Below are 13422 nucleotides of genomic sequence, written 5' to 3'. Positions count from 1 at the left end.
ATGGCGACAGTGTATGATGTTCCTGCAGATATTCTGATTGAAAGGGTTGCCGGAAAGCTGAAGGAGATGGACGAATTCAGACCCCCGGAGTGGGCTGGTTACGTCAAAACCGGGGTTCACAAGGAAAGAAGTCCCGAACAGGGCGACTGGTGGTATTACAGGGTTGCAGCCATCTTCAGGAAGGTTTACGTTGATGGACCTGTCGGAATCGAGAGACTCAGGACGGCTTACGGTGGCAGAAAGAACAGGGGAGTTAGGCCGGAGAGATTCAGGAAGGGTAGCGGTTCAATAATCAGGAAGGCCCTTCAGCAGCTCGAAACTGCTGGTTTTGTGGGCAAGACTGATGGGGGTAGAGTGGTCACCCCGCAGGGAAGGTCGTTCCTCGACAGAATCGCAGCAGAGATCAAAAAAGAACTTGAGAAGGAAATTCCGGCTCTTGCGAAATACTGAAAAACTTTTTTACATCTCTGATCAGAATTGATATCCGGTGAGGTACCATGGACGACTTAGAGGAGATAAGGAGAAGGAAGCTGATGGAACTTCAGGCTCAGAGACAGAAGGAGCTTGAGGAGCTTGCACAGCAGCAGGAGATGGCAAGGAGGATTGAAGAGCAGAAAAAGGCAATACTTAAGGCTGTCCTTGAACCTGAGGCGAGAGAAAGGCTTACAAGATTGAAACTTGCGCATCCCGATATTGCTGAGGCCGTAGAGGCCCAGCTCATCGCTCTTGCACAGTCCGGCAGGTTGAGAAGTAAAATAACTGATGAAATGTTGAAGGAAATTTTGAGAAGGGCCATGCCGAAAAAGAGGGAAACCAGGATCATTAGGAAGTAGGTGATTTGAATGGGGAAGAAGACGGTTGGTGTTAAGAGGAGGCTCGGAAAATTTTTGAAGCAGAACAGAAGGGCTCCAATCTGGGTCACGATTAAGACAAAGAGAGAGGTTGTGTACAGCCCGAAGAGGAGGCACTGGAGGTCAAGGAAGCTTAAGGTGTGAGGTGGTCTTATGGCAAAGGTCGAGCTTGAGAGAGTCTATACGATTGGTTTAAGGCAGAAGATGAAGAAGTATCCGAGATGGCTCAGGGCAAAAAAGGCGGTTAAATACGTCAGAAACTTTCTCAGCAGGCACATGAAGGCTGAGCTGGAGAACATCAGGATAGATTCAAGCATAAACGAAAAAATCTGGGAAAGAGGCGGTAAGAAAGTCCCAGCCAGAATCCGGGTAAGAGCAGTAAAGTTTGACGATGGCATCGTCGAGGCCGAGCTGGTAGAATAATATGGCCGAGCTTACAGCAGTACACGGGAATCCGCTGATAGGCCTGTATGCGAGAGTCTCTGATGATTTTGCAGTAGTTGGCGTCAGGGATGGGAAATTTGAGTCTCTGATCAGAGAGGAACTCGATGTGGACATTGTGAGGACAACAGTGTGCGGTTCAGAGCTTGCAGGAGCGATGGTCGCTTTAAACTCTGAAGGCATCGTGGTCTGCGGACATGTGATGAAAAAGGAACTCGAGATGCTTGAGAGGTCGTTTGAGGTTCTGGTTCTTGAGACCGAGATCACCTGCATGGGCAATGTCATTGCAATCAACGATCGTGGTGCCCTGGTCCATCCGGATCTTGGAGATGAGGTTATATCGAAGATTTCGGAATTTTTTGACATTGATGTCCATCGCGCCACAATAGGCGGGATAAAAACGGTTGGCATGTCTGCAGTGGTTACGAATAAAGGCGCTCTGGTAAATCCAAACACAAGCGAATGGGAGCTCAAGAAAGTGGAGGATGTGCTTGGCGTGGAACCGGTGAAGGGAACTGTAAACTTCGGAAGCGAGATGGTCGGGACAGGGGTTGTTGCAAACTCGAGGGGATATATTGCCGGGAGGGACACAACCGGATTTGAGCTGGGTGTGATTGAGGAAGCTCTCGGATTTTTGTGAGGTGGTGGTAATGAGGTTTGAGGTTAGCGGGAAGTTCAGGAACGGTATGGTCTGGATGCCTTTCAAAAAGGTTGTTGAGGCACATAATGAGAGGTTTGCGGTTGAGAAGGTGTACTCGCTCATTGGCAGCAACCACAAGGTGAAGAGAAATCTTATTAAAATCGAGAATGTAAGGAGGAGTGAATGACGGCAGAGAATGCTATTCAGGAAAGGCTGATATTTCTTGAAGAGTTGAGACGGGAGGCGGAAGGGATACAGGCGAGGATAGTTGAGATTCAGCTGATGAAGGAGGAACTGAAGAGAACACTTGAAAGTCTCGAATTCTTTGAAAAAGCTGAGGGCGATGTGGAAGCTCTGCTGAACCTTGGTGGCGGAGTGTTTGCTTACGTTGATGTCAAAAACAGCAGAAAGATGCTTGTGGACGTTGGAGCAGGCATTGTGGTCGAGAAGGAGATAAAAGAGGCCATTGAAACTCTGAACAGGAAGAAGGAGAGTGTTGAGGAGACTGAAAAGAGGCTCAAAGAGCTTCTTGAACAGATTGCAAAGCAGATGGAGAAGATACAGAAGGAAATTGCCGAGATTGCCCGGACAGAAAAGCAGGAGTAATTATGTTCAAGGCCATAAGGGATAAGCTCAAGTCTTTCAGGAAAACGATTGACGAGGAAGCCGAAAAAGAGCTGAAAGAGGAACCTCCTGCATCTGAAGGCAGTGAGACTCAGGAAAAAGAAGATGTGGGAGTAAAGGAGAAAATTTCTTCACTCCTTCTCAGGAGAGAGGTAATAATTGACGATTCGAAGCTTGATAAAATTCTTCCTGAACTTGAAATGATTCTGCTTGAGAGTGATGTCGCATTTGATGTTGTTGACAGAATCTCTGAAGAGCTGAGAGAGAGGTTGAGAGGCAGGAGAAAGAAGATTGGGGAAAGCCTTTCTGATGTGGTTCTCAACGAGCTTAAAGAAGTTCTCAGAGAAATTTTGAGCCAGAATGCATTCGATTTTGATGAATGGGTCAAAAACAGGCTGAAGGAAAAGAAGCCTGCTGTAGTTCTGTTTGTTGGTGTTAACGGTACCGGAAAGACAACGACCATTGCCAAGGTTGCCAGAAGGCTGATGGATAACGGCTATTCTGTTGTTCTTGCTGCCGGTGATACTTTCAGGGCAGGGGCGATAGAACAGCTTGAGGAACATGCAAACAGACTGGGTGTCAGGATTATAAAACATAAAGCCGGCTCGGACCCTGCAGCAGTGATTTACGATGCGATAAAGCATGCTGAGAGCAAGGGAATTGATGTCGTGCTTGCAGATACAGCAGGCAGGATGCACACCAAGAAAAATCTTATAGATCAGCTCGAAAAGATAAAAAGGGTTACCAAGCCGGATTTGATCGTGTTTGTCGATGAGAGCATCGCTGGCAATGATGCGATTGAAAGGGCGGAGATGTTCAATGAGGCTGTCGGCATAGATGGGAGCATTCTAACGAAGCTGGATGCAGATCCAAAAGGCGGAACAGCCATATCCATAGCCTACGTTACTTCAAGGCCGATTCTCTTCATAGGCACCGGTCAGGAGTATGAGGATCTTGTGAAATTTGATGCTGACTGGCTGATAGAGAGAATTTTCGGATAACATTCTGTTTGCTGAACCTTTGGCGTTATTTCTTTTCCGTTCAAAAATGGATGGTGTCAGGCCCGCTATAGTTTTTATGATGACCACGACCCACCCTTGCTCCTGAACTGCACCTCGTAAAGCCTCGCGACCCTTTCTACTGTGTCTGCCTCCTCAACGCTCTTGTCATCTCTGAGCCTGACAAATCTCGGAAATCTCAGAGCGTAGCCGCTTTCGTATTTGGGGCTTTTCTGTATCTCCTGATACGCCACCTCGAAGACGTATTTTGGATTGAACACTATTCTTTTTCCCTCCTGATACTCGATCTCTGGTTTGAACAGTTCAGTCAGCTCTTCAAGATCCTCGTCTGTAAACCCCGTTGCCACCTTACCCACTCTGAGCAGCCCCCCGTATTCATCTAAGCATGCAAGTTCAAATGAGCTTATCAGGTTGCTTCTCTTGCCCTCGCCCCACTCTCCTCCTACGACCACAAGGTCTAATGTTTCCATGGTCGCCTTGAGCTTGAGCCAGTTCTTCCCTCTTTTACCTGGGATGTATTTAGATTCCAGATTTTTCAGCATCAACCCCTCGTGACCTGCCTGAATTGCCCTGTCGAACTCCTGCTGGATTACCCTCACGTCCGAGGTTACAATCTGTTCGGCCACCTTTACAGCATCACTCTCACCGACAGCGGAAATGAGTCTCGCCCTTCTCTCCTTCAGCGGAAGGTCTATTACCTCGCCATCGTCGTACAGGATGTCGTACAGGTAAACCTTCAGGGGAATCTCCTCCACCATTCTGGACACGCCATGCTTTCTTCTGAACCTCCTCAACACGTGCTGGAACGGCATTGGCCTTCCATCCCTGACGGCAATAACCTCACCATCCAGAATGACGTTCTCCTTGACGCACCTCTTTATCTCACTGACGATGTCCGGCAGGGCGTTTGTAACGTTTTCAAGTCTCCTTGAGTAGATTGTAACCCTACCATCGGCGTAATGAATCTGGACCCTTGAGCCATCAAACTTCCACTCGACTCCAAGCTCCCTTATCTCTCTCGTCGCCTCCTCAAGGCTTTCTGCAACCTGGGCGAGCATCATCTTTACAGGAATGTGAGGAGTAATTTTAAGGGACAGCAACGCCTGTTTCCCGCCATTTTTCGCCTCAACTGCAACCTTTCCAAAGTCGTTTGTGATCATGTATGCCCGCTCGACAATTTCAGACTCGATTCCAAACGCCTTTCCTATTGCGTCTCTTATTATCCCCTCTCCTATGCCCAGCCTCATTTCCCTGAGTATCAGTCTGGTCAGGTATCTGGCTTCAATCGGACTGCAGAGTGAATACAGCTCAGAGAGCAGCAGTATTTTCTTTTTCTGGCTCCCTCCTCCTTCAAGGGAACTGATCTCGTCAAATATTTCTCTCAATTTCTTTACTGTTAGCTCCTCGGTGAAGAGCAGAGTTTGGGTCTTCTTCTTGACAAGTTCCTCTGCGGCAAGACCGAAATCTCCCTTCTCTCTTATCAGATTTTCGATAGTCTTTCTGTCAATCCCTGTTGCAATCCTCATTGCCTCGTAAATCAGCCCCACTCCGACGCCCAGATCCCGTTCGCTCCATTCCGGGTAAATTCTTCCCTGGAGGAAGAGGACAGCATTGTACAGATCATTTTCATCCTCAATCTCTCTTATGAAAACAGCAATTCTTGCTGTTTTTTCAAGGGTGGATGATATTTTTTCAACAGTCTGACAGAGCTCAGCGAATTCCGAAAATGTGAGCATAAAAATAGGTGTGCCGGGAGATATATTACTGTTGTCTAATGTCTCGCTCAAGGATTCTCTTCCTCAGCGACCTTATGATGCCGGGCATGTCAATGTTCATTGGGCAGACTTCCATGCATTTTCCGCACAGCGTTGAGAGAAAGCACAGTTCCACCACCTCGCCAGTCACGGCACTCCAGCCCATGCCCATCGGTCCTCCGTACACGTCTCCACCCCAGATGTTTCCGGCAAGCTGGAAAACGGGGCATTCAAGCTGACATCTTCCGCACTTGACACACGAAAGCTGTTCCCTGTATGGCGTGTTTTTTCTGCCATTGTCGATGAGTATTGCGTGCATTTTCTGCCCAGCCGCTTTCTCGTTGATGTTTATGTAGGCTGGAGGAAAGGTCCCGAAAAATGCGGATTGCACGAGTACGGATTTCAGGGCAAGCTCGTCGGACGGGAGGATCTTGTCTATGCTTATCAGAGCAATGTAGGTTTCAGGCAGCGAGGTAGACAGTCGTATATTTCCCTCGTTCTCAATCAGAAATATCCTCCCCGTTTCTGCCGAAAATGCGTTGCACCCGGAAATGCCGGTGTCAGCATTCAGAAATTTTTCTCTCATGAAATTTCTAACCTCTCTGGCCATTTCCTCAGCATTTTCTCCCTTAATTCCAATTTTCTGGAGAATTCTTCTCACTTCCTCTTCAGAATAATGCAGAGCAGGGATGACCATGTGCATGGGCTTATCCCCGGCAAGCTGAACAATCAGCTCTCCGAGGTCGGTCTCCCACACCTCGTTTTCAAGCTTTTCGAGGTGCTCTCTCAGGTGTATCTCCTCGGACACCATCGACTTTGCCTTCACGACTGTTTTTCCTCCTCCAACAATTTCTCCAGCAATTCTCCTTGCTTCAGCGGCAGTTACTGCGTAGTGTATCTGAACGCCCCTCTCTTCAAGAGTTCTTGCAGCTTTATCAATCCAGTAATCGTAATTTTCAGCCACATCAAGCCTGGCTTTCTTGACCTCATCAGCAAAGTCGAGCAGGTATGGGTGGTTCTCTATGTTTCTCCTCACAGCATCGCTCAGGTTTCTCAGAGATCTCAGAATTCCTTCCCTGATTGACGGTCTGTTTATGGCGTCATATATGTTCATTCTCTCACCTCGATTATCACGGTCAGCTTTCTCGGCCCGTGCATCCCGAAGACCAGCTTTCCCTCGATGTCCGCAGTCTTTGATGCGCTGCTTGAGGCGAAGAGCATACCGGATTTGCTCAGAGCATGCCTGTAGGCCGAGATTATGTCGTTTTTAACGTCATCTGGTCTTAGGATGACGACATGATGGTCTGCCAGGCCAGCCTTTCTTTTCTCCTCAAAGCCACCGAAGAAGATGATTCCCGTGTTTTCATCAGCACTCAGAGCGACGCTGACATGGGCATTCCCAAATTTCTGAACCTCTTTTTCTGCGTTATCCGTTACGATAACCTCGACGCCATTGTGCCTGAGAGATTCAGCGATTCTCATCTCCGACCACCAGGGCGAAATCGACGGCATTTCCTCCCGCTCTTCTCAGGTTGGCGAGGCATATCGGACAGAAGGTGATGATCCCGGAATTTCCAAGCTCTTCAAGTCTGAGCTTCGCTATCTCTTTCGAAATCTTGGGAGACAGCGCCTCTATTGGCCCACCGCAGCAGTTTGTCATTCTTTTGGAATACTCCACATCCCTGTAACCTATGCCTGCCGAGTCGAGCACCTCTCTTATTCTGTCCGATATCTCGAGATATCTTCCGTAATAGCACGGGTCGTGGATCACAAATTCCTCACGGTTCCTGCCTTTCAGCCCGTAAATCAGCTCAATGTAGCTTTTAACCTCGAACCTCTTCCCGGTATATTCGGGGTAGAGCTTTCTCAGGGCGTAGGTGGTGTGGGGGTCTGGAGTTACGATTTTCTCAACTCCGGCCTCGCTGAGTTTTTCCGCAACGAATCTGGCATGTTCTCTGAATCCATCATCATCACCAAAGTCGTAAAGCAGGATACCGCTGTAAAAGTCAAGTTCGGGCAGGTAGTAAACATCTATTCCGGATTTTACGAGCAATGAGTGAATGCTCCTGAGAATCCTGTCTGCCTCATTCCTGCTGTCTTTTGGAGTTATCATGCCGAGTATGCTGAATGGAATCGGAACGTATCTGGAAAGGACAAGCAACGTCTGCAACCCAGAGTTTTCAATCTTTTCCAGGTATCCTGTAACTGTTTCGATGTATGGTGTTAGCTGGTAAAGCATTCCCGTGAAGAAGAACCATTCTCCCTCGTTTTTGATGTCTGCTTCTTTCCACCATGTGTTTATTTTTTCGTTCCCTATTCCGAGAGGGTTTCCTGTTTTTCTCATGTTTTCTGAGAGGAATTCAATCACGTACTTCGGCCTTATCATTATCTCACCTCTTGGGAAATAATGCCCACTGGCTCTCTCCTTACGGGGGCGCCTGTGTAATCCGATGACTTCGGGAAATAATTATTCCTGCGGACAGGATGGTAAGTAAGTCCCACATCCTTGGCACGAATATGGCTTGCACATTTCAGCCGAGTTCAAGTTTTTTCTCGTGGAGAACTGCATGGTCTTTTTGCACAGGGTGCCGCTCTTCAATTCAGGAACATCATGAATAAAAAAATGGGTGAAACTTCAGAGCTTCGTTAACTTTGCAACAGCATCTCTGATCTCATCGACCGATGCAACCTCTTCTATTGTTGACAGATCTCCAAGGTCCTCTCCTGTGAATAACCTTTTCATAACTCTCCTCATGATTTTTCCACTTCTCGTCTTTGGAAGCATGTTAACAAACTGAATGTCCCTGAAAACGACAATTGGACCCATTGTCTTTCTTACATGCTGAATCAGCTCTTTCTTAAGCTCATCTCCCGGTTCGTAGCCGGGTTTAAGCACGACAAATGCTGCTGCAACCTCTCCCCTGACCTCATCCGGCACACCAACAACTCCCGCCTCAGCGACTGCTGGATGGGAGATTAGTGCATTTTCAACTTCGATGGTTCCGATTCTGTGGCCTGCAATCTTTATGACCTCATCAGCCCTGCCTGCGAACCATATGTATCCATCCTCGTCGAGGTAAGCAGCGTCACCACTTCTGTATCCCTTTATCACTCCGTTCCAGTATGAGTCGACATACCTCTCGAAGCTGTCCCACAGGGTTGGCGTGAGTCCCGGGAAGGGCCTTTCGAGGTAAAGGACACCTTTCTCATTTGGACCCAGCACTTTCTCTTCAGCCTCGTCGACTATCAGTGGAATGACTCCGGGCATTGGCAATCCTGCAGATCCGGGCTTGATGACATCTGTAACGCTGTCACCCATGAGGCCGTACGGATAACCGAATATCGGCGCTCCTGTTTCTGTCTGCCACATGTGGTCTATAATCGGTATCCTTTCCCCGAACAGGTCTCGATAAAGCCACTCCCAAACGTCCGGGTTCAGAACCTCTCCCGCACATATTACTCTCGAAACCGAGCTCAAATCATAATCTTTTGCAACCTCAACTCCCTGCTTCCTGAGGAACCTTGCCCCTGTTGGGGACGTCCAGATGAGGGTTGCCCTGTTCCTCTCAATCACCTCATACCAGATTCCGGGCTTCGGATAATCGGGAGTCCCGTCGAAGAGTATAACTGAAGCTCCAGCCAGCAGGGGACCGAAGACCATATAGCTCTGCCCCACTATCCACCCGATGTCTGAAGTGTTGAATATTACGTCATCCGGCTGCAATCCGTAAACCCATTTGGCTCCGAAGTAGTTCCATATCTGGTAGCCCCCGTGCACATGAATGACGGGCTTTGGCTTTGCTGTTGTTCCGGATGTGGGCATGACGAATATGGGGTCTGTTGCATCCATCTCCACGTAATCCGCACTCTGACCCTCACCAAGCTTCATGAAGTCTTCGAGAAGGATGTCTCTGCTATCGTCAAGATGGAGTTCCTGATCCGGCATCATCCTTTTTATTACTACCTTTTCGACCCCTCTGCTAACCTCTTCAGGGGCTATTTTCAGAGCCTCGTCAACGTTTTCCTTCAGGTTTATGATTTTGCCCCTTCTAACTGAATAGTCCTGCGTGAGTATTATTTTTGGAGATGTGAGTTCAATCCTGTCAGCCACAGCGTTTGGCGAGAATCCTGCGAATACTGTGACTGATATGGCCCCAATTCTCGCTGCAGCGAGAATCATAGCTGCTCCCTCGATTGAGTTGGGTATGTAGAGCAGAACTCTGTCTCCCTTGTTCACTCCAGCCCCTCTGAGTGCCTTTGCATACTTCTTCACCAGGTCATAGAGCTGGTTGTAGGTTACGGAGTACGAGATTCCGAATTCCGGGTTTTCGTAGATGTATGCTACCTTGTTTCCGTACCTTTTCAGCTTGTAGTCAAGACAGCTGTAGCTTATGTTTGTCCTTCCACCTACGAACCAGCTGAATTTTGGATAATCCCATTCAAATACTCTGTCCCACTTTTTAAACCAGTGTATGTCCTGAGAGGCCTCTTCAGCCTTTTTATTCCAGAATTCTTCAGGATTGTCTCGAGCGAGCTTCCACATCTCCCTGAATTCCTTTAATCCCTCATCCCCCATCTTTTCAACCTCCTTTTTTCGGGGTAAAGGTAAAATTGATGATATATATCTTTTATGATTTTTCATTTGAAAAATTAAGGGAAGGTTTATCAAGCTGTGCCGGATAAGGGTGGGCTGGAATGAGCGTGTACCACGATCTGAAAAAATCCCTGGAGAAATACTTTGAAGACGTCAGGGAAGGGGGTTTCAGCTACAAGAGAATCGAATGGGAGCTGGACAATCTGATCTATCCATACATCGGTAATTTTCTTGCCACCGGAGACATAAGCAGAGATGAGGCAAGGGAACTTTTCAGATACTGCGAGGAGAGGCTGAAGGAATTCAGGGAAGATTTATAAATCTGCCATCAAACTATGGCCGTGAAAATCTATGTGGTTTACAACCTCGGACAGTACAACCATCTGATTTATAGAATGCTGAGGGATCTGGAGGTCGAGACGAAGCTTATCGAGAACAGCACACCGCCCGAAGAAATAGACGCTGACGGGCTCGTCATAGGTGGCGGACCGAGCATGGAAAAATCAGGAAGAAGTGCGGATTATGTCAGAGAACTGGACATCCCCATTCTCGGCATATGTCTCGGGCATCAGATAATAGCAAACGTTTTTGGGGGCAGGGTTGACAGAGGAGACGTTGGGGGCTATGCTGAAAATGAAGTAAGCATCATTGAGGAGGACGAACTTTTTATTGGATTCCCGGAAAAGATCAGGGTCTGGGAGAGCCACATGGATGAGGTTAAGGTTCTGCCCGAAAACTTCGAACTTCTGGCCACATCCAGTATATGTGAGATTGAGGCGATGAAGCATAAAAGGAGGCCAGTTTACGGTGTGCAGTGGCATCCTGAAGTTTATCACAGCGAATACGGTGAGGAGCTTTACAGCAATTTCATTGAAATCTGCAAGAGGTAACCCTATTTCAAAACAATGTTCTGTCTGTAGCCACAGTTCGGACATTTATCCCCTTTCAGATTTATTTCTCTCACGTGGAAACCTTCTCTTGCGATGAGCAGTTCACCGCAGCTTGGACAGTATGTGTTCTCGTATCTGTGCCCCCAGACGTTGCCCGCGTATATGTATTCCAGTCCCTCGTCTCTCGCTATGCTGATCGCCCTTTCAATTGTTTTAACAGGTGTTGGAGGCACATCAAGCATCTGAAAATCCGGATGGAATCGGGAGAAGTGCACGGGGATTCTGGGGTTCAGGCCGGAAACCCATCTTGCAAATTTTTTCAGTTCTTTTTCGTCATCGTTGTGCCCGGGAATGATCAGGTAGGTTATCTCGATGAATATGCCCCTCTCGCTGAGATGTTCGACACACTCAGTAACCCTGCTCAGCCTGGCTTTGCAGATTTTTCTGTAAAACTCCTCGTTAAATGCCTTAACATCCACGTTTACCGCATCAAGAACATCGAACTGCTCAATCGCCTCGTGGCTCATATAGCCGTTTGAGACGTATGTGATGTAGTATCCCTTTTTCTTTGCAATCCTGCTCGCATCCAAGGCGAACTCGTGCATTATGGCCGGTTCGTTGTACGTCCAGCTTATGCCGTCTGCTCCATAGCTTTCTGCGAGTCTTGAAACCTCTTCAGGCGTCAGCTCTCTGAGATATGGAAAGCTGAGATCGGCAAAGCTGATCTCATAGTTCTGGCAGTGTCTGCACCTGAAATTGCAGCTCACACTGCCAAGTGACAGTGCTTTTGAACCTGGCATGAAGTTGTGAAAAGGTTTTTTTTCGATGGGATCAAGGTGGATAGCAGATATCAGGCCGTAGTTGTGAACTTCAAGCTTCCCGGAGCTGTTTTTCCTTACCCTGCAGATGCCCCACTGCCCCTCTTTCAGGATGCAGTAATGCATGCAGGTTTTGCATCTCACATCTCCATTCAGTTTTTCGTGGAGGTATGATTCGACGATCATTTACTGATTGTTGTCCTGAACACTTTTCAGTTTTATGGTGAAGACCGTCCCGCTTGGCTCGTTCTTCTGGACCGACACGGAACCTCCATACTTCTCAATCAGCTTTTTCACGATGAAAAGCCCGATTCCCTGACCGGATGAGGTGGTGAAGCCCTCATCAAATATCCTGTCTCTTATTTCCTCCGGTATTCCCACTCCGTAGTCTATGGTTCTGATGGTGACTTCCCCGTTTTCATGCAGAACCTCGAACTTCATCCTGTCTGTTTTGCCGTGCTTTACGGCATTGCTTATGAGATTCTCGAAGACGGAATAAATTCCGAAGTCTGCCATTACCCGTGCGTCACCGTATATGCTCCACTTTATATCGTAGTTCTGCATAACCGATGCGATAACTTCCGAAATCCGGAATGTTGAGAAATCTCTGCTGGATATCGTCTTTTCGACCTCTTTCATTTTTCGTATCATGTTCACGGCCTTATCGACTCTTTCGACTATACGGGGACAGTAATCGCAGCCCTGGTTTTCCATTGCAAGCTCTGCAAAACCTCTTATCACTGAGAGATCGTTTATCAGATCATGCCTGAGGGCTTTATTCACGATGCGGAGGTTCTCACTCAGACCCTCTATCCTTTTGTTGTTGTGCTCTATGACGTTGAGGGCGCTGTTTATGGAGTCTGCAAGTATTCGGATTTCATCATCTCCGGAAAGCTTCACCCTCTCTCCCGTTTTGAAGCCCCTCCTGCTTATGTTCTCCATGAAGTTCTTGAGGACCTCAAGCCTCTTCAGGAATGTCCTGTCTATAATCTGGGTCAGGGCAACTATGGTCACGAGAAGTATTGTCCCCGAAGCTAAGAGACCGTACTGGTAGCTCTGGACGATCAGCGGATCGATGTCGTTTATGTAAGCCAGCCTGAAATAGCCGATCAGGTTGTTCTTCGGATCGTAGACGGGGTAAAATACGCTCACCTCACCATTTTTTTCGACCTTTTCCTGCTGGAATTCCAGAATGTCCACGTCGAGGACCGATTTTGTGTACTCCATGTCGTCATCGGTAAATTTTCTGAGAACGGTTGTGTAGCCCTTGTAGCTTCCATTCTCATAAACCGGGACTGAATACAGCATGTAGAGGCCGTTATCATAGAAAAACCCCTTCAGAGGGATGGTATATGCCTTTGCCAGGGATGCGATGTCCCTGAAGGTGCTGTCGGGTATGCTGTCTGAAAATAGCGGATTGCCCGCGACTCTCAGAATATTCCCGTTTCTGTCGAAGAAGATTATGTACGAGTATTCATGGCTTCTTGCAATCTCTGAGAGGTCGGCATTCTGGTTGATTGCATGGTAGTATACCTCGGCGAGGTCTTTGAACTCCCGGTCAAAAATGGTTTCAAGTGACTTTCTGTCGTTTTCCAGCCACCTGGTGTAGAATTCATCAGAATTTGACTTGAGGAGGTATGCGACAAGAGAGGCTATGAGTATGAAATAGATCAGGAACGCGACAGCAATTATGACGCTGAGTCTGGTTTTTATTTTCATACCTTTCACCGAATCTGTCATGTACGGGTGCGCCGTCCCGTACTCGCTGATATTATTATACTCATCATTTGC

17 protein-coding genes are annotated in these 13422 nt (G+C 47.7%); 10 read left to right on the top strand and 7 right to left on the bottom strand.

Translation table 11 applies throughout. The features are described 5' to 3' along the window. From GACE_RS07715 to ftsY, 8 genes are read left to right on the top strand one after another with little or no spacing between them, the layout of a single operon-like run. Nucleotides 1-450, top strand: a complete 450-nt coding sequence (locus tag GACE_RS07715; RefSeq protein ID WP_048092472.1) for a 30S ribosomal protein S19e — start codon at nucleotides 1-3, stop codon at nucleotides 448-450. A 47-nt stretch (nucleotides 451-497) separates the two neighbouring features. Next, on the top strand, nucleotides 498-833 hold the full coding sequence (locus GACE_RS07710; protein ID WP_048092469.1) for a DNA-binding protein: 336 nt from the start codon (nucleotides 498-500) through the stop codon (nucleotides 831-833). Between the two features lie 9 nt (nucleotides 834-842). Then, nucleotides 843-995: a 50S ribosomal protein L39e gene (locus GACE_RS07705; RefSeq protein WP_048092468.1), complete on the top strand. Its 153-nt coding sequence runs from the start codon at nucleotides 843-845 to the stop codon at nucleotides 993-995. A gap of 9 nt (nucleotides 996-1004) precedes the next feature. After that, complete coding sequence (locus GACE_RS07700) at nucleotides 1005-1274, top strand: 50S ribosomal protein L31e (RefSeq protein ID WP_048092466.1); 270 nt, start codon at nucleotides 1005-1007, stop codon at nucleotides 1272-1274. Nucleotide 1275: 1 nt separating this feature from the next. Continuing rightward, nucleotides 1276-1932 (top strand): translation initiation factor IF-6, encoded by a 657-nt coding sequence (locus tag GACE_RS07695; RefSeq protein WP_048092465.1) that lies wholly within the window; start codon nucleotides 1276-1278, stop codon nucleotides 1930-1932. 10 nt (nucleotides 1933-1942) lie between these two features. Next, complete coding sequence (gene rpl18a / locus GACE_RS07690) at nucleotides 1943-2119, top strand: 50S ribosomal protein L18Ae (RefSeq protein WP_048093780.1); 177 nt, start codon at nucleotides 1943-1945, stop codon at nucleotides 2117-2119. Beyond that, entirely contained in the window at nucleotides 2116-2538 is a 423-nt protein-coding gene (gene pfdA, locus GACE_RS07685; protein WP_048092463.1) for a prefoldin subunit alpha, read from the top strand. The genes rpl18a and pfdA overlap by 4 nt, the downstream gene beginning before the upstream one ends. Nucleotides 2539-2540: 2 nt before the next feature. After that, nucleotides 2541-3557, top strand: coding sequence for a signal recognition particle-docking protein FtsY (gene ftsY, locus GACE_RS07680; protein WP_048092462.1), 1017 nt, complete (start codon nucleotides 2541-2543; stop codon nucleotides 3555-3557). A 74-nt stretch (nucleotides 3558-3631) separates the two neighbouring features. Here ftsY and GACE_RS07675 read toward each other — a convergent pair whose 3' ends face one another. The 5 genes from GACE_RS07675 to GACE_RS07655 form a co-directional block, all read right to left on the bottom strand. Further along, complete coding sequence (locus tag GACE_RS07675; RefSeq protein WP_048092460.1) at nucleotides 3632-5311, bottom strand: ATP-dependent DNA ligase; 1680 nt, start codon at nucleotides 5309-5311, stop codon at nucleotides 3632-3634. Between the two features lie 25 nt (nucleotides 5312-5336). Next, entirely contained in the window at nucleotides 5337-6443 is a 1107-nt protein-coding gene (locus GACE_RS07670; protein WP_048092459.1) for a LutB/LldF family L-lactate oxidation iron-sulfur protein, read from the bottom strand. Further along, on the bottom strand, nucleotides 6440-6811 hold the full coding sequence (locus GACE_RS07665; RefSeq protein WP_048092457.1) for an LUD domain-containing protein: 372 nt from the start codon (nucleotides 6809-6811) through the stop codon (nucleotides 6440-6442). The genes GACE_RS07670 and GACE_RS07665 overlap by 4 nt, the downstream gene beginning before the upstream one ends. After that, nucleotides 6798-7715 carry a (Fe-S)-binding protein gene (locus tag GACE_RS07660; RefSeq protein ID WP_048092456.1) on the bottom strand — a complete coding sequence of 306 codons (918 nt, stop codon included), beginning with the start codon at nucleotides 7713-7715 and terminating at the stop codon, nucleotides 6798-6800. Before GACE_RS07660 ends, GACE_RS07665 begins: the two co-directional genes overlap by 14 nt. A gap of 249 nt (nucleotides 7716-7964) precedes the next feature. Continuing rightward, the gene (locus GACE_RS07655) at nucleotides 7965-9971 is read right to left on the bottom strand and encodes an acetate--CoA ligase (RefSeq protein ID WP_084063696.1); all 2007 of its coding nucleotides are present in this window, start codon (nucleotides 9969-9971) and stop codon (nucleotides 7965-7967) included. A gap of 53 nt (nucleotides 9972-10024) precedes the next feature. Between GACE_RS07655 and GACE_RS07650 the strand changes: the two genes are divergently transcribed. Together GACE_RS07650 and GACE_RS07645 are read left to right on the top strand one after the other, a co-directional pair. Further along, nucleotides 10025-10243 carry a hypothetical protein gene (locus GACE_RS07650; protein WP_048092453.1) on the top strand — a complete coding sequence of 73 codons (219 nt, stop codon included), beginning with the start codon at nucleotides 10025-10027 and terminating at the stop codon, nucleotides 10241-10243. A gap of 15 nt (nucleotides 10244-10258) precedes the next feature. Beyond that, nucleotides 10259-10813 carry a GMP synthase subunit A gene (locus GACE_RS07645; RefSeq protein ID WP_048092452.1) on the top strand — a complete coding sequence of 185 codons (555 nt, stop codon included), beginning with the start codon at nucleotides 10259-10261 and terminating at the stop codon, nucleotides 10811-10813. Between the two features lie 2 nt (nucleotides 10814-10815). Here GACE_RS07645 and amrS read toward each other — a convergent pair whose 3' ends face one another. Both amrS and GACE_RS11240 read right to left on the bottom strand, forming a co-directional pair. Continuing rightward, nucleotides 10816-11817, bottom strand: a complete 1002-nt coding sequence (gene amrS, locus GACE_RS07640; RefSeq protein WP_048092451.1) for an AmmeMemoRadiSam system radical SAM enzyme — start codon at nucleotides 11815-11817, stop codon at nucleotides 10816-10818. Then, entirely contained in the window at nucleotides 11818-13350 is a 1533-nt protein-coding gene (locus tag GACE_RS11240; RefSeq protein WP_158413826.1) for a HAMP domain-containing sensor histidine kinase, read from the bottom strand. It abuts the gene before it with no gap. Nucleotides 13351-13422 lie beyond the last annotated feature (72 nt).

Source organism: Geoglobus acetivorans (assembly GCF_000789255.1).
GTDB lineage: Archaea > Halobacteriota > Archaeoglobi > Archaeoglobales > Archaeoglobaceae > Geoglobus > Geoglobus acetivorans_B.
Note: the sequence above shows the minus strand (reverse complement) of the source record. Positions and strands in the feature narration are given on the sequence as shown.

Excerpts from the sequence above, each read along its gene's own strand:
- GACE_RS07715 (WP_048092472.1), top strand. The coding sequence starts at position 1 with ATGGCGACAGTGTATGATGTTCCTGCAGATATTCTGATTGAAAGGGTT.
- GACE_RS07710 (WP_048092469.1), top strand. The coding sequence starts at position 498 with ATGGACGACTTAGAGGAGATAAGGAGAAGGAAGCTGATGGAACTTCAG.
- GACE_RS07705 (WP_048092468.1), top strand. The coding sequence starts at position 843 with ATGGGGAAGAAGACGGTTGGTGTTAAGAGGAGGCTCGGAAAATTTTTG.
- GACE_RS07700 (WP_048092466.1), top strand. The coding sequence starts at position 1,005 with ATGGCAAAGGTCGAGCTTGAGAGAGTCTATACGATTGGTTTAAGGCAG.
- GACE_RS07695 (WP_048092465.1), top strand. The coding sequence starts at position 1,276 with ATGGCCGAGCTTACAGCAGTACACGGGAATCCGCTGATAGGCCTGTAT.
- rpl18a (WP_048093780.1), top strand. The coding sequence starts at position 1,943 with ATGAGGTTTGAGGTTAGCGGGAAGTTCAGGAACGGTATGGTCTGGATG.
- pfdA (WP_048092463.1), top strand. The coding sequence starts at position 2,116 with ATGACGGCAGAGAATGCTATTCAGGAAAGGCTGATATTTCTTGAAGAG.
- ftsY (WP_048092462.1), top strand. The coding sequence starts at position 2,541 with ATGTTCAAGGCCATAAGGGATAAGCTCAAGTCTTTCAGGAAAACGATT.
- GACE_RS07675 (WP_048092460.1), bottom strand. The coding sequence starts at position 5,311 with ATGCTCACATTTTCGGAATTCGCTGAGCTCTGTCAGACTGTTGAAAAA.
- GACE_RS07670 (WP_048092459.1), bottom strand. The coding sequence starts at position 6,443 with ATGAACATATATGACGCCATAAACAGACCGTCAATCAGGGAAGGAATT.
- GACE_RS07665 (WP_048092457.1), bottom strand. The coding sequence starts at position 6,811 with ATGAGAATCGCTGAATCTCTCAGGCACAATGGCGTCGAGGTTATCGTA.
- GACE_RS07660 (WP_048092456.1), bottom strand. The coding sequence starts at position 7,715 with ATGATAAGGCCGAAGTACGTGATTGAATTCCTCTCAGAAAACATGAGA.
- GACE_RS07655 (WP_084063696.1), bottom strand. The coding sequence starts at position 9,971 with ATGAAAAATCATAAAAGATATATATCATCAATTTTACCTTTACCCCGA.
- GACE_RS07650 (WP_048092453.1), top strand. The coding sequence starts at position 10,025 with ATGAGCGTGTACCACGATCTGAAAAAATCCCTGGAGAAATACTTTGAA.
- GACE_RS07645 (WP_048092452.1), top strand. The coding sequence starts at position 10,259 with ATGGCCGTGAAAATCTATGTGGTTTACAACCTCGGACAGTACAACCAT.
- amrS (WP_048092451.1), bottom strand. The coding sequence starts at position 11,817 with ATGATCGTCGAATCATACCTCCACGAAAAACTGAATGGAGATGTGAGA.
- GACE_RS11240 (WP_158413826.1), bottom strand. The coding sequence starts at position 13,350 with ATGAAAATAAAAACCAGACTCAGCGTCATAATTGCTGTCGCGTTCCTG.